Annotated in this window: 16 protein-coding genes; 9 read left to right on the top strand and 7 right to left on the bottom strand. The window is 47.0% G+C overall.

Annotated features, from left to right (window positions below; all coding sequences use genetic code 11):
• The first annotated feature begins 79 nt into the window (after positions 1-79).
• From VFC92_02825 to VFC92_02815, 3 genes are all read left to right on the top strand, one after another.
• Positions 80-283 (top strand): hypothetical protein, encoded by a 204-nt coding sequence (locus VFC92_02825; protein HZK07111.1) that lies wholly within the window; start codon positions 80-82, stop codon positions 281-283.
• A 58-nt stretch (positions 284-341) separates the two neighbouring features.
• Complete coding sequence (locus tag VFC92_02820) at positions 342-1,169, top strand: class I SAM-dependent methyltransferase (GenBank protein HZK07110.1); 828 nt, start codon at positions 342-344, stop codon at positions 1,167-1,169.
• 156 nt (positions 1,170-1,325) lie between these two features.
• Entirely contained in the window at positions 1,326-2,855 is a 1,530-nt protein-coding gene (locus VFC92_02815; protein HZK07109.1) for a bifunctional GNAT family N-acetyltransferase/carbon-nitrogen hydrolase family protein, read from the top strand.
• A gap of 121 nt (positions 2,856-2,976) precedes the next feature.
• On the opposite strand, the gene VFC92_02810 is transcribed toward VFC92_02815, so the two are convergent.
• Positions 2,977-3,711: a lysophospholipid acyltransferase family protein gene (locus VFC92_02810; GenBank protein HZK07108.1), complete on the bottom strand. Its 735-nt coding sequence runs from the start codon at positions 3,709-3,711 to the stop codon at positions 2,977-2,979.
• A 122-nt stretch (positions 3,712-3,833) separates the two neighbouring features.
• On the opposite strand from VFC92_02810, the gene VFC92_02805 reads away from it, so the two are divergent.
• Complete coding sequence (locus tag VFC92_02805) at positions 3,834-4,313, top strand: hypothetical protein (protein HZK07107.1); 480 nt, start codon at positions 3,834-3,836, stop codon at positions 4,311-4,313.
• A 21-nt stretch (positions 4,314-4,334) separates the two neighbouring features.
• Positions 4,335-4,658: a hypothetical protein gene (locus VFC92_02800; protein HZK07106.1), complete on the top strand. Its 324-nt coding sequence runs from the start codon at positions 4,335-4,337 to the stop codon at positions 4,656-4,658.
• A 374-nt stretch (positions 4,659-5,032) separates the two neighbouring features.
• Here VFC92_02800 and VFC92_02795 read toward each other — a convergent pair whose 3' ends face one another.
• Both VFC92_02795 and VFC92_02790 read right to left on the bottom strand, forming a co-directional pair.
• Complete coding sequence (locus tag VFC92_02795) at positions 5,033-6,766, bottom strand: DEAD/DEAH box helicase (GenBank protein ID HZK07105.1); 1,734 nt, start codon at positions 6,764-6,766, stop codon at positions 5,033-5,035.
• Positions 6,767-7,053: 287 nt separating this feature from the next.
• Positions 7,054-7,296 (bottom strand): hypothetical protein, encoded by a 243-nt coding sequence (locus tag VFC92_02790; protein HZK07104.1) that lies wholly within the window; start codon positions 7,294-7,296, stop codon positions 7,054-7,056.
• 314 nt (positions 7,297-7,610) lie between these two features.
• Between VFC92_02790 and VFC92_02785 the strand changes: the two genes are divergently transcribed.
• The gene (locus VFC92_02785; protein HZK07103.1) at positions 7,611-9,224 is read left to right on the top strand and encodes an ATP-binding cassette domain-containing protein; all 1,614 of its coding nucleotides are present in this window, start codon (positions 7,611-7,613) and stop codon (positions 9,222-9,224) included.
• Between the two features lie 55 nt (positions 9,225-9,279).
• On the opposite strand, the gene VFC92_02780 is transcribed toward VFC92_02785, so the two are convergent.
• The 4 genes from VFC92_02780 to VFC92_02765 all read right to left on the bottom strand — a co-directional run bounded on the left by VFC92_02780 (position 9,280) and on the right by VFC92_02765 (position 16,228).
• Positions 9,280-10,221 carry a nitronate monooxygenase family protein gene (locus tag VFC92_02780; protein HZK07102.1) on the bottom strand — a complete coding sequence of 314 codons (942 nt, stop codon included), beginning with the start codon at positions 10,219-10,221 and terminating at the stop codon, positions 9,280-9,282.
• A 79-nt stretch (positions 10,222-10,300) separates the two neighbouring features.
• Positions 10,301-12,466, bottom strand: coding sequence for a S46 family peptidase (locus VFC92_02775; GenBank protein HZK07101.1), 2,166 nt, complete (start codon positions 12,464-12,466; stop codon positions 10,301-10,303).
• A gap of 427 nt (positions 12,467-12,893) precedes the next feature.
• Positions 12,894-13,271: a RidA family protein gene (locus VFC92_02770; GenBank protein ID HZK07100.1), complete on the bottom strand. Its 378-nt coding sequence runs from the start codon at positions 13,269-13,271 to the stop codon at positions 12,894-12,896.
• Positions 13,272-13,399: 128 nt separating this feature from the next.
• Positions 13,400-16,228 carry a putative LPS assembly protein LptD gene (locus VFC92_02765; GenBank protein HZK07099.1) on the bottom strand — a complete coding sequence of 943 codons (2,829 nt, stop codon included), beginning with the start codon at positions 16,226-16,228 and terminating at the stop codon, positions 13,400-13,402.
• 174 nt (positions 16,229-16,402) lie between these two features.
• Here VFC92_02765 and VFC92_02760 point away from each other — a divergent pair, with 174 nt between their 5' ends.
• From VFC92_02760 to VFC92_02750, 3 genes are all read left to right on the top strand, one after another.
• Positions 16,403-17,479 carry an N-acetylmuramoyl-L-alanine amidase gene (locus tag VFC92_02760; GenBank protein ID HZK07098.1) on the top strand — a complete coding sequence of 359 codons (1,077 nt, stop codon included), beginning with the start codon at positions 16,403-16,405 and terminating at the stop codon, positions 17,477-17,479.
• Positions 17,480-17,544: 65 nt separating this feature from the next.
• Entirely contained in the window at positions 17,545-18,489 is a 945-nt protein-coding gene (locus VFC92_02755) for an MlaD family protein (protein ID HZK07097.1), read from the top strand.
• Positions 18,490-18,796: 307 nt separating this feature from the next.
• A complete protein-coding gene (locus tag VFC92_02750; protein HZK07096.1) occupies positions 18,797-19,387 on the top strand; it encodes a bifunctional nuclease domain-containing protein in 591 nt (196 codons plus the stop codon).
• The last annotated feature ends 5 nt before the right edge of the window (positions 19,388-19,392 follow it).

Raw genomic sequence — 19,392 nt, 5'->3', positions numbered from 1 at the left:
TTAATTAACCTCTTAGGTATATTATTGTTAATAGGATCAAGTCGGAATCTTTAGTGAGGAAATCAAAACTATAACCATCATGAAAATTGTAGGAATCATTATCGTAATCCTGGGCGTCATCGGCACTTTTGCGTTTGGAATTCAGGCAATGAACAGATCGCATAGCCTGAGTCTCTTCGGCAACGAAATCGTTTTTAGCTCCATTAGCTGGCTGCCCATCACGGTAAGTATTGTGCTGCTAATAGGCGGCATATTGCTGCTTGCTTCTGTGCAAAAACGATAAATAAGCCATTGCTGAAAAATGAAATACTTTTGCGGACAGAAACTAACCAAAAAGAATTATGTCGAAAGCCGCGAAATTATTCAAAGCCATCCGTTTGCTGGTGCGCCAGCCTTCATTGCTCAATCACGTCATCGACACCGACGACAATTGGCGCCGGCATGTCGACAAGCTGCATCATTTTGCCCAAGGCTTGCCGGTGGTAGAACTTACCACCATTACGGGTGCATCGAAGGGCGAGGTTCCGATTTTTGCTTTTCTCGATGGCGGCTCGCTGCCTACCGATCATTTCCTACTTCAACAACTGGCTGCCGGAATCGAAGGGTGCCGATATTTCGAAATAGGCACGTGGCGCGGCGAAAGCGTGGCCAACGTAGCTCCACATGCTGCACACTGCACCACACTCAACCTTTCGGATGAGCAAATGCGAGAGGTGGGGATGAGTGAGGATTATATTGACTTAATCGGTTTTTTCTCTAACCACCTACCCAACATCACCCATTTGCGCGGCGACACCTCCCATTTTGATTTCGCGGGTCTCAATCAGAAATATGATTTGATTTTCATCGATGGCGATCATCACTATGAGATGGTGAAAAATGATACGCAGAAAGTCTTTGCCAATCTGTTGCACGATCGAAGCATTGTGGTATGGCACGATTATGCACGTAATCCCGAAACCCCGCGTTTTGATGTTTTTGCCGGCATCCTCGACGGGCTACCACCACATCTTCACCATAATCTCTATCACGCCGGCAACACACTTTCGGCTGTATATTCGCCTTTAAAATACAAAACGCACACGTTGCAAAATCCTGTCCGGCCGGCTCATTATTTCAGCGTCGGCCTAAACATTACACCAGCTATGCCCGGAAAATCGGAAAGATAAACTAACAGCAGCAGGTGCCTGTTTTGGTTTATAATTGTTGTTTTAATAATTTCAGATAAAATAGGATGGAATCCTCCCCCTCAAGGGAGGAGCCAGACGGGGTCTTGAAGACGAAATCAGGAAAATTTCCTTTACTTTATTTTAAAAACACACATTATGGCCCCGATCGAAAACATAGAATTATCGTTTCTTACGCTCGACGATTATCAGCAACTCAAAGAAGCTACCCTGGCATCCTACACACACATGCCCAACGCTTTTTGGGGACGTGAATATTTGCAGCGTCTCATCGAGCGGTTTCCCGAAGGGCAGGTGGTAATAAAAGTAAATCAACAAATTGCCGGCGGTGCACTCTCCATTATCGTCGACTACGAGAGTTTTGATGAACATCATACCTATCGCGAAATCACCGGCAACTACACTTTCGACACGCACCTGCCGGATGGCGACGTGCTGTATGGTATCGATATTTTTATAAAACCAGAGTTCAGAGGATTGCGCCTGGGACGCCGACTTTACGATTACCGGAAAGACCTCGCCGAGCGGCTCAACCTGCGTGGAGTAGCCTTTGGCGGTCGCATCCCTGAATATCACAAATATGCCGACACGCTTACGCCCAAAGAATACATCAACAAGGTGAAGCAAAAGGAGATTTACGATCCGGTGCTAAACTTTCAGCTCTCTAACGATTTTCATGTGGCCAAGGTGCTGAAAAATTACCTGGAGGGCGACAAAGAATCCAACGAATACGCGGTGCTGCTGGAGTGGGACAACATCTATTACACCAAAAAACGCAAGGTGGCTGCTGTGCAAAAAAAGGTAGTTCGGCTGGGACTTGTGCAATGGCAAATGCGGCATTACAAAAATCTGGACGAACTTTTATCCCAAGTCGAATATTTTGTGGATGCAGTGGCGGCCTACCGCAGCGACTTCGCTTTGTTTCCGGAGTTTTTTAATGCCCCGCTCATGGCCGACAACAATCACCTGTCGCAGCCCGAAGCGCTGCGCGAGCTGGCTGCACATACACCGGAAATCCTGCGCCGCTTTTGCGAGCTGGCCATCGCCTACAACATCAACATCATCACCGGCAGCATGCCCGAGATGCGCGACGAACGGCCTTACAACAATGGCTACCTCTGTCGCCGCGACGGCACCACCGAACGCTACGAAAAGCTACACATCACGCCCGGCGAGCGCAACATTTGGGGATGGGGAAAAGGCGAGCAGCTTAAGGTTTTTGATACCGATTGCGGAAAAATCGGCATCCTGATTTGTTATGATGTAGAGTTTCCGGAGCTGAGCCGGCTGCTGGCACTCGAAGGTATGGAGATACTTTTTGTGCCTTTTCTCACCGACACCCAGGACGGATATGCAAGAGTTCGCAACTGTGCCCGTGCCCGTGCCATCGAAAACGAATGTTATGTGGCCATCGCGGGCAGCGTAGGCAACTTGCCCAAAGTACACAACATGGACACGCGTTATGCCCAATCGATGGTACTCACCCCCTGCGACTTCTCGTTCCCGCCCAACGGCATCAAAGCCCAGGCAACGCCCAACACTGAAATGATATTGGTGGCCGACGTCGACATCCATCTGCTTCGCGAACTTCACCGCTTCGGCACCGTGCGCAACCTGGAAGACAGGAGAACGGATATATTCGATTTAAAAAAAACCCAGAAACCTTGATAGTGCTGTGTCCGTAGTTTTTTCTGACTTCGTCTGTTTCAATTGTGAAAAACTTTTATTACAAAAAACACAACTATTTTAGTTGAAGTCATCCTGCTAAACACTGCCCACGGCCATCTATCTATCCCTCCAACACCTCCCGAATCCTGTCTTCGACAATTTTTACAATCTCCAGATCAGGAAACTGGCTGGGTTCGATGGGATCGAGAACGGTATAAGTTATCCGCTGAAAGGTATGCAACGGAAAGGCGCCATACTTTATCAGGTGGTTATGACCGTCGATGGCAAAAGGAACGATAAGTGCCGAAGGGGCGGCATGCAGCAATGCACTTAGGCCGGCGGGCATAAACGACTTCATCCTGGCGGTTTTGCTTCGCGTACCCTCCGGAAATATACACACTGCTTCGCCCGTACTTTCGATAAGCGTTCCTACCCTGGTGATTTCTTTTACGGCTTGGGCGCGGTCGCTGCGGTCGATCAACGCCGACCCACCCGCACGAAGATTGTAGGAGATACTGGGATAATTGCGCGCCAGTTCGATCTTACTGATAAACTTTGGGTTGAACCGCCGGAAGCCATACACTAAAACCGGGACGTCGAACATACTTTGATGATTAGAAACAATGACAACAGGCCCGCCCTTGGGGATTTTTTCAAATCCACGAAAAGTGAACCGGCAGCCTACTAAGCGCATCGACTGTAGCAGCATAAAGTTGAGCGCTGTCACCACCCGCTGCCTTGCACGCTCGCCCAACAACAAGTGCGCTCCCACCTGCACCGGGTGAAAAAACAACACCACCACCGCGAAGGAAATGTAAAATACTACCGATAAAATATAATCTATAAGTTTGTGCATCCGTTTTAATTTATCTTTTGCAAATTAACAAATAATGCAACTTCGATTATTATAATAATAACTTTGTTCTGTTAAGATCAGAAAAGCACATTCTCATTACAAAATTTCAAATACTAACAGTTATGAAAAATCTTACCATCCAAACACGCAACAGCAAATTGCTGCTGATGTTATTATTGTTCGCAACCTTTGCGATGTATGGCTGCCGGGTAACCTTTGTCCCTGAGTACGACGCGACGCTTGCCACTGATATAAAAGAAACCGCCCGGCAGGTGGACAAGTTTTATCTGATGATGCTCGAAACCACCAGGCCCGAAAATGATGGGCGCGCCTTTGAGCTTTTTGTCCCGCAATATGTCGATATCGAAGTGATGCTTGGTTCGCTTCTGAACCAAAACAAAATCAAACCGCTCAACCAAAACTCTACCCGCATTGTGGAGATAACGCTGGAGCTGTGGCAGAAATACAAAGAGGAACACCGCAGCGACAACACCCTGAGCAACGGACTGATAAAGCTCAACCGTAAGACTTTCAGCGACCTGTTTTATGCGATGCAGGTAGCCGAAAAAGGAAAAGAATTAGCCACCAACCCACCCGAATAACAACTTTAAAATTGAAACATTATGAAACTCGACATCAACAAAGTGATCAACGATATGCTGGCCGGCGTCAAAGACACCGTGGCCGACAGTTGGGATGAAGTGAAATGCGTCGCCGAAGAGTTTATACTGCGCCGCAAAGATCGCCTGTTTCTCCTTGCCGAGCTACGCATCAGCGGCGACCTCCCGGAGGATAAGTTTAAATCGCGGATAGACGACGAAAAGCTGATTCTGGAAGCGGAGCTTAACGCAATGGCTGTTATCACCAAGGCAATTGCCCAACGCGCTGCCAACGCCGCCATCGATATCCTGGAGCAGGCCGTAAAGGCAGCGATTTCGATAGTCTGACACACGGCGCAAAGAGCGTGGCGCAGGGCGCTAAGAGCAGGACGCGAAAAGCAGGGCGCGGAGAGCAGGACGCAGAGAGCTATGATGAGGATTCAACCAAACCCCTGGGTTCGCAGCCCAACGGGAAGTTTACACTTCCGCCATCAGAGTTGCCATCTCTTACAAGTTTTTTGAATATTGAATACAGAATAAAACCTGCCCTGCGGTGGTTGAGCTTGTCGAAACCAGTTTGTCGGAGAAAATACAGAATATTGAATTAAAAAAATGTCTGGCATCACTTAAGCTTCTGACTGCTGGCGGCCTACCTACTAATTCTTTCTTACCACTCACCGCTCACCTCTGCTTTCTCACCACTCATAACTTCTTCCAGACGCTTAATACCTGCGCTTTTTTGGCTTGTCGGAGCGGCGATCGAAACGTGGCGCATAGCTTTTCTTATTACCTGCACCGCCATCTTTCCCTCTCACAGCTTCTTTGCCCTGAGCCAGGCTGATATCGATACGACTGCCGCGGTAGCGGGTGTTATTGAGCTGCTCCACCACCTGTTGTGCATAGCTGCTTTTGACTTCAAAAAACGAAAATTTTTCCAATAGGTCAATGCGGCCTACGGGTACCTTCACGGTGGGCATGTTGCGATTGATGTGCTCAATAAGTCCGGCGGGAACCAGCCCATCCATTTTGCCCACACTTATAAATAGGCGCGTGTAGCCTTTCTCGGCATTACCATCGCTTTGGCGTGGCTGGCGTTCTTTGTCGCGGCCGCGGCCGCGCTCGCGCTGCTCCACAGGCTCGTTTAGCTCGTCGGCATCCTGGTAATAATCCAAAAACCTGTTGAACTCCATCGAAACAAACCGCTTGATGACCTCCTCCTTGCTCATCCAGTCGAGCTTCTTGTAGATCACCGGCAGGAAATCGTCGATGGCTTCGTTGTCCATCTGCACATGTTCCATCTTATCCACCAGATTAAAAAGCTGCTTTTCGCAAATCTCTTTGCCGGTGGGTATCTTCATTCGCTCGAAGCGGATGTGTAGATTATCCTCTATTTTTTTCACCGCAAATTTCTCACGAAGGTGCGTGATGGCAATAGAAATTCCGTCTTTTCCCACACGACCTGTTCGGCCGCTACGGTGGGTATATATCTCGTAGTCGTCGGGCAGGCTGTAATTAATTACATGCGTCAGGTCGCTCACGTCCAGTCCACGGGCAGCCACGTCGGTAGCCACCAGCAACTGAATGTTGCGCACTCTGAATTTTTGCATCACCATGTCGCGCATGGGCTGCGACAGGTCGCCGTGCAGAGAGTCAGCGCTGTAGCCGTCCTGAATCAGTTTATCGGCGATCTCCTGCGTTTCGATGCGGGTGCGGCAAAATACGATACCATAAATTTTGGGATAAAAGTCGGCGATACGTTTCAGCGCCAGATATTTATCGCGGGCATGCACGGTGTATAGCAGATGCTTCACATTTTCGGCGCTGGCGTTGCGTGTGCCTATCAATATCTCCTCAGGACTGCGCATATAGCGCGATGCAATCTTGCGAATCTCCGAGGGCATGGTAGCCGAAAACAGCAACGTGTTGCGGTCTTCCGGCACCTGATCCAGGATTGTATTGAGGTCGTCGGTAAAACCCATGTTGAGCATCTCGTCGGCTTCGTCGAGCACCACACGGTAAACGGAGGAGAGGTTGGCAACTTTTCGTTTTATCAGGTCGATCAGTCGTCCGGGGGTGGCCACGATTACTTGCACGCCTTGTTTCAGCGCATTCATCTGTGGCACGATGCCGGCTCCGCCATATACGGCCAGTATCTTCAGCCCGGGTGTGTTCACGGCATAATTGGTCAAGTCTCTGGCAATCTGCATACACAGCTCGCGCGTCGGGCTAAGTATCACCACCTGTGGTTTATTAACACGTACGTCGGTTTGCTGCACGATGGGAATACCAAAGGCAGCTGTTTTGCCCATACCCGTCTGCGCCAGACCGATGATATCGGTGTTGCGGGTGAGCAGTATCGGGATAATCTTTTCCTGTATGGGCAATGGACTCTCAAAGCCCATTGCCAAAATAGCTTGTTGTATTTCGGGCGCTATGCCCATTTCATCAAATGTCATCAAATGCTTATTAGTTTAATTGTCGTTTTTCCGGACGGTGGTAAATTTCTTCCGGCGCGCTCAGCGCAACAGTATGGTGGGAATTCAACTTATCCTCAAAATCCATTTACACAATATTCGGTCGGCAAAAGTACACTTTATTCTATTCAGCCACAAAAGCGTCATTTGCAAAAGTTTACAGAGAAAGGCTGAAACAAATCTGACGAGCTTTATAAACTTAAATATCATTTTCTTTCTTCCGAAAATTTACGGATGTTGAAACCCTACAAATTCCAATCAAATAACTTTCATTGCTGCTTTTCATATTTGGTTAAAAGCTCAGAACTGGTTTTAAATCGACTATTCCGAAAATTAGATTCTGATTGATCGATTCGACCATCCAATTCTTCCTGAGCCATTGGTTCAAATAATTGTTCTGTAGAAGTTTTTTGTTCTTTTTTCAATATTTTTTCCAGTCGGGAAATGACTTCCTCACTTTGCACTTTTAAAAATTCTTGTACAAATTCTATTTTGCGGGCGTCGATATTCATATTCATCGTTTTTTGTTGGAGCTTTATTTATGACATCGACAACTTTATCAGAATGCAGAACTTCCGTTTATTGTTTTAAAATCCTATTGACGTCGAATATTTTTTCTTGAGTATCAGACTATCTTCCTGAAAAGGCCAAAAAGATTAGCCTACTTTTGCCGCCTCAAAATTTACACTTTGAATCACTTTAGGGATCTGAGAATTTTGAAACTGAATAAAACACATCCTTTCACAGGAACCTGATTTTCTCTATAACCAGAGAATTTTGTTTTTCAAAAAAAAGGCCAAATATTGCATAACTAACATAAAATCGAATGATTATAGTTTCTGACCTGGGCATTCAATACGGGAAACGCGTATTGTTCCAGGACGTAAATATGAAATTCACTGCCGGCAACTGTTACGGCATCATCGGCGCAAATGGCGCAGGCAAATCAACCTTCCTCAAAATGTTGTATGGTGAAATCGAAAACGCCAAAGGAACCGTGATGTTTGGTCCCGGCGAGCGATTATCAGTGCTACGTCAAAACCATTCAGAATTCAACGATTGCACGGTTCTTTCGACAGTTTTGATGGGTCATTCAAAATTATGGACGGTGATGAACGAAAAAGATGCGCTGTACGCCAAAACCGATTTTACTGAAGATGACGGAAACAGAGCTTCGCAACTGGAAGATAAATTTGCTGAAATGGACGGCTGGAGCGCCGAAAGTGATGCGGCCAGTTTGCTGAGCGGACTTGGCATCAAGGAAGAGCTTCATTACAAATTGATGAATGAGTTGAGCGCCAAGGAAAAAGTTAAAGTTTTGCTGGCTCAGGCACTGTTTGGCAAGCCCGACAACCTTTTGCTCGATGAGCCTACCAACGACCTCGACCTCGACACGGTAAACTGGCTCGAAAATTACCTTGCCGGTTTCGACAATACGGTTTTGGTTGTGTCGCACGACAGACACTTCCTCGATTCGATCTGCACACACATTGTTGATATTGATTTTAGCCGTGTTCAGCAGTTTCCGGGCAATTACACTTTTTGGTACGAATCGAGCCAACTCGCACTCCGGCAGCAGCAAACCCAGAATAAAAAAGCCGAAGATCGCAAAAAAGAACTGCTCGAATTTATTGCCCGATTTAGCGCCAATGCTTCAAAATCGAAACAGACAACCAGCCGTAAAAAGATGATCGAGAAATTGAATATTGAAGAAATAAGACCTTCGACGCGCAAATATCCGGGCATCATTTTTACACCGGAACGCGAACCCGGCAATAACATTCTGGAAGTGAAAGGCCTGACCAAAATAATGAATGGCACGTTACTTTTCAAAAACTTAAATTTTAATCTTCAAAAAGACGACAAAATTGTTTTCCTGTCGCGGGATACCCGTGCCATGACTGCTCTTTTTGAAATCCTGAAAGGCCATGATCAGGATTACAGCGGCACTTATGAATGGGGACAAACGATCCTTAAAGCCTACCTCCCGCTTGAATACGAGCATTTGTTTCAAAATGATATCAGCCTTACGGATTGGCTTGCCCAGTTTTCGACTGATACTTCTGATTTATACCTGAGGGGGTTTTTGGGAAAGATGCTTTTCTCGGGTGAAGAAATTTATAAAAATACAAAAGTGCTTTCGGGTGGTGAAAAGGTGCGCTGCATGATTGCTCGCATGATGATTAGAAACGCCAACGTGATGCTGCTCGACACACCCACCAACCACCTCGATCTCGAATCTATTCAGGCTTTTAACAACACACTCATCAAATTTAAAGGCAACATCCTGATGTCGTCACACGACCACGAATTTATCCAAACGGTTTGTAACCGTGTGATCGAAATCGGCCCAAAAGGAATGATTGACAAATTGACGGAGTATGATGATTACATCAGCGATGAAAAGCTGAAAGAGCAGCGGAGTAAGTTGTACGAATAGGTTTGTTTGGAAATATTGAAAGATGGGAAATTGATCCTTTTTTCTTATTTACTCCTCAAAGAGTTACTAATTCATCTCTTGCCGAATCAAACTCCTCCATCATCTCGCTGAGAATCTGAGCAGCGGGTTTTATGCTGTCGATAAGCGCCGACACCTGCCCTATCTCCAGCTCGCCTTCGTCGGCGTCGCCTTCGAACATGCCGAGGCGGGCACGACCGCGCCCCAGCAACTCGCGCAGTTCGTCGGGGCTGGCGCCACGCCTTTCAAATTCTTCGGTTTGCTGCTGAAACTTGTTGCGGATAAGGCGCACAGGAACAATGCTTTTTAGCGAGAGTTTGGTAGCTCCGTCGGTGGCTTCAACAATTTTCTGTTTAAAAACCTCATGTGCCGACGACTCTGTGCTGGCAGCAAAGCGGCTTCCTACCTGCACGCCTTCGGCACCAAGCGCCATAGCAGCGAGCATCTGTCTGCCCGTTCCGATACCGCCGGCCGCAATTAGCGGAAGCTTCGTCTGACGGCGGATCAGCGGGATGAGCGTCATGGTGGTGGTTTCTTCGATGCCGTTGTGTCCGCCGGCTTCAAAACCTTCGGCCACCAACGCATCCACGCCGGCTTGTTCGGCCTTGGCGGCAAACTTCGTATTTGCAATCACATGCACCACCGTAATCCCAGCCTCTTTAAATCTTCCGGTGTAGGTTTTGGGGTTACCTGCCGAGGTAAAAACAATCCGCACCTTTTCGCGCAAAACAATATCGATGATCTCGTCCATTTGCGGATAGAGCAGTGGCAGATTGACACCCCAGGGCTTGTCGGTAGCTTTTTGCATCTTATGCACGTGCTCTTCAAAAACTGCAGGGCGCATCGATCCGGCACCGAGAAGTCCCAACCCGCCTGCATTACTCACTGCCGAAGCCAGTTTCCAGCCCGAGCACCAAATCATCCCCGCCTGAACAATCGGGTAACGGATGCCAAAAAGATCAGTGATTCGTGTTTGCATGTTTTCTTAATTAAGATTTCCCGTGTTCCCAGGCCCGAAGGCCCGGGCTACGGAAAATGTTTCTTTTGATAAGTTTCAGTTACTCCACTATCACCATCTCGTCCAACAGATGTGTGGCACCGGCGAATTTGTCCACAAGAAACAGGAAATAGCGGACGTCGATCATAATATTGCGACACTGGTCTGGATCGTACATCAGGTCGCTCAGGGTACCTTCCCAGCAGCGGTCGAAATTGACGCCGACCAGTTGGCCATCAGCATTGAGTGCGGGACTACCAGAGTTACCGCCTGTGGTGTGATTGGTAGCAATAAAACATACGGGCATTTGTTCCTCCATGCCATAGCGGCCATAATCTTTGTCGTGATAAAGCTGCTTCAGTTTATCTTCCACCACATAGTCATAAATGGCAGGATCTTCTTTCTCCATGATGCCTTCGAGGGTTGTCTGATATTCATAAAAAACACCGTCGCGGGGATAAAATGGTTTCACTTTGCCATAAGCCACACGCAGTGTAGAGTTGGCATCGGGGTAGAAGCGCTTGTCGGGCTGGTATTCGCGCTGTGCACGCATATAGATACGCATCATGCTGTCCACGGCTATCTCCTCCCGGTTTATCACGGTCATGATGTTGGTGCGGTAATAATCCATCAGCCCGGTAGCCATCTGGTAGGCCGGATCGTTTTCTATTTTGCGATATTGTTTCTGTTTATACTTACCAAAGAAATTGTTGAAAGATTTTTCTGAAGCAAATATCGATTTATCAAAAAGTGCATCGGCAAACTTCTGAATATTGTTGTTGTATTTGTCGCGGATGGTTGTAAAGACGGGGGGCAGCTGACCGGCAGGAAATGCATCTCGATATGACTGAAGCATCGTCACCATCGCACGTCGGTCGATGGGCTGGTAATAATTGCTGTAAAAATCCGTGCCGTTATCCTGCAGGCGCGTCAATGCTTTCTGCAAATCTTCTTCGGTGGTCTCTTTATTTTCCGAAACTCTAACAAGCCCGGTGGCCATGCGTGCAGCACGAACAATCTCGATGCCCAGTCCCGCTTCTATCAGATAGATCATTTGCTTGCGCGCGACGTCCAGCTCATCGTAAGCTGCACCAAAAGCGGGCAGCAGTCCGCCATATTTCTGCGAAAGCTCCGGTGAGCCGTTGACCCATCGCGTAAAGCCTTCTTCAAAATTTTGTCTTTGTCCGATGCCGTCGAGCTTCTGTATGCCACGGCTCTCGCCAATCCACTTTTTCCAACCATTCGACAGACGGGAATGCTTTACCGCGTATTGAATGCGAATGGCCGGATCCTGCACCATAAAGGATTCGTAGATGTCGAGCTTCTGGCGGCGCAGACTGATGCGGGCAGGATTTTCTACCTGCGTCAGTGTTTCGATAGCGTCGGAAGGAAGGTACTCCTGCGTAGTTCCCGGGAAGCCAAAGATGAAGGTGAAATCGTCTTCTTTAACACCTTTTACAGAAATGGGAATCGAATAGAGCGGCTGATAAGGCACGTTGCTTTTGGCGTATTCGGCAGGTTCGTTATTTTCGTTAACGTAAATCCTGAAAAGGGAAAAGTCGCCGGTATGACGTGGCCACATCCAGTTGTCGGTGTCGCCTCCAAATTTACCAATGTTGGAAGGCGGAGCGCCCACCAGGCGGACGTCTTTAAAAATTTCGTACACCAGCAGATAATATTCGTTGCCGTAATAAAACGGCTCCACGGCTGATTCGTAGTGGGTGTCTTTTTCGGCTTCGTCGGTGATTGCTTTGGCACGACGGTCAATCTCTTCGGCGCGTTGCTTCTCGGTAAGATCGGATGGAAGATCGTTGAGCATTTGCTGCGATACGTCTTCCATTCGTACCAGACGCGTAACGGTAAGGCCCGGATTGGACAGCTCTTCTTCGCGATTCATCGCCCAAAAGCCATCGGTAAGATAATCGTGTTCGATAGAGCTGTGGTGATGTATTTCACCATAACCACAGTGATGGTTGGTGAGGATAAGCCCGTCGTCGGAGATAATCGAAGCGGTGCAGCCGCCGCCAAAGAGCAGGATGGCGTCTTTGAGCGACGAATGGTTGATGCTGTAAATGTCTTCGGCCGAAATGCGCAAACCCATCTGCTGCATCTCTTTTTCGTTGATCGACTTCAGCAGCAGCGGTATCCACATTCCTTCGTCGGCGCGCACCACAGTAGTCTGTAGCAGTATCAGCGCCGGTAATAATATTTTTAAAATATGTTTCATGTTTGATGTTTTTAGTAGTTGATGATAAAATAAAGGTTTTGGGTTGTCGGGGTTGTCAAATTCATGACATTGAGATTTATTGTAAATATTTAGATGCTGTCTTCAAAAACACAAATTTAAGATATGAAGCTTCATTTCCAAAATGCCTGCGCTTACCCCTCATTTCCACCAACTGGCGGAGAAGCCACCCGCACACTTTCGCTTGTGCGTTGGCAAATTCCCCCTTTAGGGGCAGGGGGTGTGCGGTGGCCAATCCTAAACTCATAGAATCTGGTACTAAATGTAAATCTTAAAACCACCTAAACAGCTACGGTTTATTTGAATCTTGTCTTTTTGTCTTTTGGAATCTTTCTTCAGTTTTGGCTTAAGCCGACAAAAAAAACACAGCCGCGTCACAAGTCATGACGCGGCTACATTTTTGAAATCTTTATTTCATTGCAATGGTTTCGATTTCCACGAGCGAACCCAGTGGGAGTTTTACCACGCCATAGGCAGCGCGTGCCGGCGGGTTGTTGGTGTAATAGCGGGCATACACTTCGTTCATAGCGCCGAAGTTGTCCATGTCGCTGAGCAGGCACGTCGATTTCACCACGTGATCGAAGGTGTAGCCGGCCTCTTTGAGGATGGCGCCGATATTTTTCATCACCTGTTCGGTTTGTTCTTTTATGCCTCCTTCTATCATCTTGCCGATAGCGGGGTCGATGGGAATCTGGCCGGAAATAAAAAGATGACCGTTGTGTTCGATGGCCTGGCTGTAGGGACCTACAGCATTAGGAGCCTGGGAAGTGTGAATTACTTTTTTCATATTTCTTATTTATTAAAATGATTATTGATTATTAAAAAATATTAGCAACAGCTAAATGAGAACAAAAGCAAAAATATAAATAAGTGGCATGGGAAAGGCAACCGGGGTAAGAAATTGTAGAGAAAGAATTATCGGTAAGCGTCGCGGAAATCTTTTTTGCGGTCGTATTTCAGGTCGCGCAGGATGGCTGCTTTCACGTTGATACCGAACGTCCAGCTCTTTCTAAATCCGCTCGGAATCCAGCTAAAGCGCATCTCCCAGCAGTGCAGATCGCGGTAAAAGTCGATTTGCGTGTAGCTAAACTTTTTGGTATCGAAATCGAAGCCGGTGCGAAAATTCACTTTCCACTTGGGTGTAATGCTCACATCGCCCGACAGGCCTAGCGTTTGTATGGTGGTGCGTTTATCTTCCCGGTCGTAGTTGATGTAGATGGGATTATTAGAAAAACTAAGATTGTAATTGATGGAAAAATTCCAGGCGTTGTTCCAGTTGATGTAGTTGTCGGGGTTATCCACGATTTCGCGTATCTCGCGTTCTGAATAGTTTTGGAGCAGCTCGGCATCTTCGGTAAGCGGCGTCCCGGTAGGCTGCGGATCAGCTTTGCCTCTTTTAAAATCGCTGGAGCCAAACCTGTAATTCAATCCAAAATTCCATATTGCACTGCTCATGCGAAAGGGTTTCTTGTCCATCTCCCACTGAAACGTATTGATGCTACGCCCACTGCTGTCCACAGCATAAGGGCTCCAACTACTGGAATACGTAACATTTATTTTTTTAAAAAGAATGGTGTTGCCACGGATGGTGAGTGGCGACCATTGCAGCGAGTCGCGGGCGATGTCGTACGACATGTTGAAGCTCAGATTGTCGATGAGTGCAATTTTTTTGGTGCCGGTAATGGTGTCGCTGCGCGAGCGCACTTTCATCTCCAGATTGTTGTTAAACCCGAAGCTCACCATGCCGGAACGTCCGTCGGGCGGGCCACCGTAAAGCAACCCTTCAAAAACCGAATAACGCCGCATGGTGCCATCGGGTGCATTTTGTACTTCCTGATAATATCCCCAGAATTCGCTTCCAAAGTCGGGACGTAAATTAAACGAAGCGGTTGGTGTCATCACGTGACGGATGGCTCTTACGGGACCTTTTTTGAACTGATACATCCCATAAAGCCGTGTGCTTATCGATGAGCTGAACGAAAACTCCCGCGCCGCCTTAAATCCGTAGGTGGTGTCGATTTCAAAAAACCCGTTCAAAGTATCACCATTGTGAATCACCATTTCGGGATTCCATTTGTAATCTTTTGCATAGGGATACCAACGCTCGGTGTAGGTCAGCGAGTTAGTCATGGTAAAGTACCGAAGCAATTTGATAGAACTGCTGATGGGAATGTTGTGGCGTACCCCCATTTTGAAATCATCCAGCCATCCTGATTTAAAAAGCGATGTATCGTAGGTTTGGATTTGGTTTTCGGCGGTCATGGCATATTTCAGCGAGATATTTTCGTACCACGCAGGTTTCCCTTTCATCACTTTTTTGCGAAAGGGATAAAATTGTTTGGTATTTAGATTAAGGCTGGGCAGGGTCATATTCACAGCACCGGTGATGGTATTCTGCTGGTGCGAAGCGTTGACCGTTAGAAAAACATTGTTGTTAAAGTTGGTCTGATACGCGATGCTCGACTGGAAAGTATTCGACAGATAATTTTCGGAGCTGGTAAGATTGTAATTGTTAAAAGAAGAAGAAACAATATTTACGTTGGCCGAAAAACGGCTGTTGGGTCGGGCTTTGGCATCCTGGCCATGGTTCCACAAAATGCGGAAATCTTTTTTGTGAACTGCATCAGGTGAATCGCGGTCGCCCTGGATATTAACACCATAACTAAAATCGAAATTGCCAGCGTAGTGGTATCTGTTGGCGTATCTGAAGGTAGGCCGCACCGCCCAGCTACCGTTGGTGTAGATATCGCCCGTAAGGGTAAGATCCATATAGTCGTTGATGCCCCAATAGTAGCCGCCGCGCTCGAAAAAGAAGCCGCGGTTGGCCGATTCGCCGATGCCCGGAATGATGATTCCCGAGCGCTGCCCCGACTTATTGGGAAACAAACCGAAAGGCACCACCAGCGGCACCGGCACATTCTCTATCACCATATAAGCCGGCCCCGACACTATCTTGTTGTCAGGGATCAACTGCGCTTTGGTAAACCGAAATTCGTAATGCGGATTGGGCAGATTGCAAGTGGTGTAGTATCCTTTGGCGATGTTGATGCGATCGTCGGGCATCTTCTTAATCCTGCTTCCGTAAAGATACCCTTCGCCATCCTGCGTGCGCACCTGGTGAATAATTCCTTTTTTTGTATCAAAATTATAAGTCATCTCCTCCGCCTCAAAAGTTTGCCCCGACTCGCTGAAAACCGGTGTTCCCAACATTTTTCCGGTTGAATCGGGCAGGCCTTTGGCAAAAACCAGATTCCTTTTAAAGTCGATCTCGATGTAGGCAGCTTTGATGGAAATATCGCCATAAACAATCTCGGCGTTCTGTGTAAGAAATACTTTGCTGTTGCGGATATCGTAGCGGATATTATCGGCCGATTTGTATTTGACGTTGGTTTCGAGCCCTACACTTTTCTTTGGAGGCTTCGGATCCTTTATTTTCACAAGGCTGTCGGCTTGCATTGTTGTGTCGGGATTCATCGTTTCGCTTTCGCGGAATGGATACACGCTGTCGAATTTTCCTGTTTCACTTTCGCGGAATGGATAGATGCTGTCAAGTTTTCCCGTTCCGCTTTTGCGTAATAGAAGCACACTGTCGGGATGGCTTGCGTTAAGACTGTCGGGATCGGCAGGCGTTTGTGCAAAAGCTGTAACCGACAAAAAGCCAAGCATCCACACCAGCATCAACTTTGCTGATAGGTGTTGCAACCTTCTTTTGTCGGCGACATTTTTACACAAAAAGTATTTCAACGGGCGATATTTCAAGATTTTTTAATCTGGCTAAAGCCAAAGGCATTTCGTTAGCAAATCAACATGCAAAATAAACTATTTTCGGCGGGCTACAGCGCGCTCATTATTTGCTTATCGCAATGGCGCGATCGAAACAGACAATTATCTTTGCGACCCTAAAGCAAACAAAGGAACATGAAACGCCTCAAAATACTTTTTCTTATCTGCAGCATGACGGCCGCAAGCTTATCAGGTTTGTGCCAAAGGGCGGGCAGTGCGGAGCGAATAGTAATTGATGCCGGACACGGCGGGCACGACCTGGGAGCACCCGGCGCCCTGATCGACGAGAAAGAGCTGACACTGGCCATTGCTTTGCGCACCGGAGCTGCCATCAATAAACTCATGCCCGGAGCGGAAGTAATCTACACCCGCACCACCGATGTGTTTGTACCGCTGCACCAGCGTGCTGCATTGGCCAACAGCAGTAGCGCCGACCTTTTTGTATCCATACATTGCAACTCCGGCCCCTCACCCACTGCTTTTGGAAGCGAAACCTACGTGATGGGCATACACAAAACTCAGGAAAACTTTGAAGTAGCCAGAAAAGAAAATGCTGCGCTGCTCACCGAAAAAAATTACACCGAAAATTACGAAGGTTTCAATCCCGACAACGACGAAGACTATATTATGCTGCATCTCTTGCAAAACAACAACCTTGAGCAAAGTATCAGCCTGGCCGGAATGGTTCAACAGCAGTTGCGCACCACCGCAAACATGTACGACCGCGGTGTGAAGCAAGCCGGTTTTATGGTTTTATATCTCACCGCCATGCCCGGCGTACTGATAGAAACGGGATTTGTGAGTAACCCGGCAGAAGAGAAATATCTTATCGACACCATCCACCAACAAAACATTGCAAACGCAATAGCCCGTGCAGTGATGGATTATCAGCAGTCGCTTCTCCCAGCATCGCAAATAGCAGTTACCGCTGACACGATTACAATACCAAAAGTAAAAATTACAAAAGAAATCTACCGCGTGCAGTTTGCCATCAGCCCCACGACGGAGCCACTGGAACAGAAACCTTATAACAAAATGCAACATTTGTGGGCCTTCAAATCAGGAACAAGTTATCGTTGTACTTTTGGCGCCGCCTCCACCGCTGAGGAGGCGCAGCAGCTTATCGAAACTTTTTTACAAAAAGGAATATTGAAAAAGAAAGATATCAAAAATTTAAAAGTTATCAAATGCAGTGCTGACGAACATTTTTGAGCCGTCATGGTTTAAAGCTGTGACAGAATTTATTTAATTTTGTGAACCATTAAAAATCATACATCTTGAAAATTTCCAAAGAGTTCAAAATAGGTATCGTCTTCATCGTTGCCGTGGGTCTGCTGATCTGGGGTATCAATCTGTTGAAGGGTTTCAATGTTTTTGATAAACAGCGCTACCTGTATGCGGTGTACAATCGTGTGGACGGATTGCAGCGCGACAACCAGGTACTTGTTAATGGATTGAGCATCGGCAAGATAAACAATCTGAAGCTCAACCCCGACAATGCGACCATTATGGCTGAACTGATGATTCATAACGATTTGCCTATTCCGGCCAACTCGATAGCACGGATCTATTCCACCGACCTGCTTGGCTCCAAAGCCATCGAGATAAAGCTGGGCGATTCGCCCCGCACGGCGCAAAGTGGCGATACGCTGACCTCGGAAATAGAGCAAAACCTCCTGGATCAGGTAAACGAACAGATGGAACCACTCAAGAAAAAAGCCATATCGCTCATCAACTCTGTCGACTCAGTGATAGCGGTGGTGCAATCGATTTTTAATGAAGATACCCGCAACAACCTTTCTGCAACCATCCAAAATATTCGTAACACCCTGCAGAATGTCGAAAATGCTTCGGGCAATATCGACACCATTCTGATGAATGAAAAGTACCGCATCAACAGAATTTTGATCAACGTAGAGTCGATTACCGAAAACCTGAAAGACAACAATGATCATATAAATGCTGTCATGTCAAATTTTGCTGCCCTTAGCGATTCGTTGGCGCAAAGCGAATTACCACAGACGCTGCGCGATGCGCGCAACGCCATCGCCCGCATTGATGAAATCACACAGCGATTGGGCAAGGGTGAAGGCACCGTGGGGCAGCTGCTTACCAACGACAGCCTGTACATCGAACTGGAAAACACCACCAGCACCCTCAACAAACTTTTGGAAGATATCCGCCAAAACCCGAAACGGTACGTGAAGTTTTCGTTGTTTTAAAAAATTGAGACTTTAATCTATTAGCATAAAAACTGCCTGCGATTTTTCGCTAAGGAAGCGGATTATCATTAATTGTTTTTCGTGCTAATTCGCCTAATTCATGTGAATTCATGGATCCTTTCAAAAAAAACGGATTCTTTCAAATCAGTCTTCCAAAGCCAAACAACAGCCGAAGATTTGAACAAATTTCAGGCGTGGTAAGTTTGATAGATGAATAAGCAATCAGCAGCAGAAGCTGTCCGGAGCCGGCATACTGCCCGGAAAAAAATTATACTTTCGTCATCCGATAAAAAAAGTGGATTGAACCATGGACAAGATAAGACTTGAGATTTTAGGAATGTCGTATAGCCAGTCGCAAAGTGGCGCCTATGCGCTGATCCTCAGCGAAACCGAAGGACAGCGGCGGCTACCCATCATCATTGGTGGCTTCGAAGCACAGGCCATCGCCATAGAACTCGAAAAAATGAAGCCGGCGCGTCCGCTCACCCACGATCTGCTGAAAAGCGTTGCCGATGCCTACAGCATAAATGTTCGGGAAGTTGTGATCAACAAATTTTTTGAAGGCGTTTTTTACGCACAGCTCTTTTGCGATAATGGTAAGAAAACGGCCGAGATCGATTCGCGCACCTCTGACGCCGTAGCACTGGCCATCCGTTTCAACTGCCCCATCTATACTACCGAAAAAATTATGAGTGAAGCCGGCATCATCGTTAAAGATGAGAAAAACAAAAAAGAAGAAAAAGAGTGGCTTCCCAATCAACCCAAAGGCAAGCGGCAGCACGACAAAAAATCAATCCCGGAGCTCAAAGAGATGCTTCAGAAAGCTGTAGAAAAAGAAGATTACGAAAATGCTTCCTTAATCAGAGATGAAATAAAACGCCGGGGTCAATCAAAATAATGATA

This window comes from Bacteroidales bacterium (assembly GCA_035647615.1).
In the GTDB taxonomy this organism is placed as follows: Bacteria; Bacteroidota; Bacteroidia; order Bacteroidales; family 4484-276; genus SABY01.
This window is presented reverse-complemented; position numbering and strand designations above follow the sequence as displayed.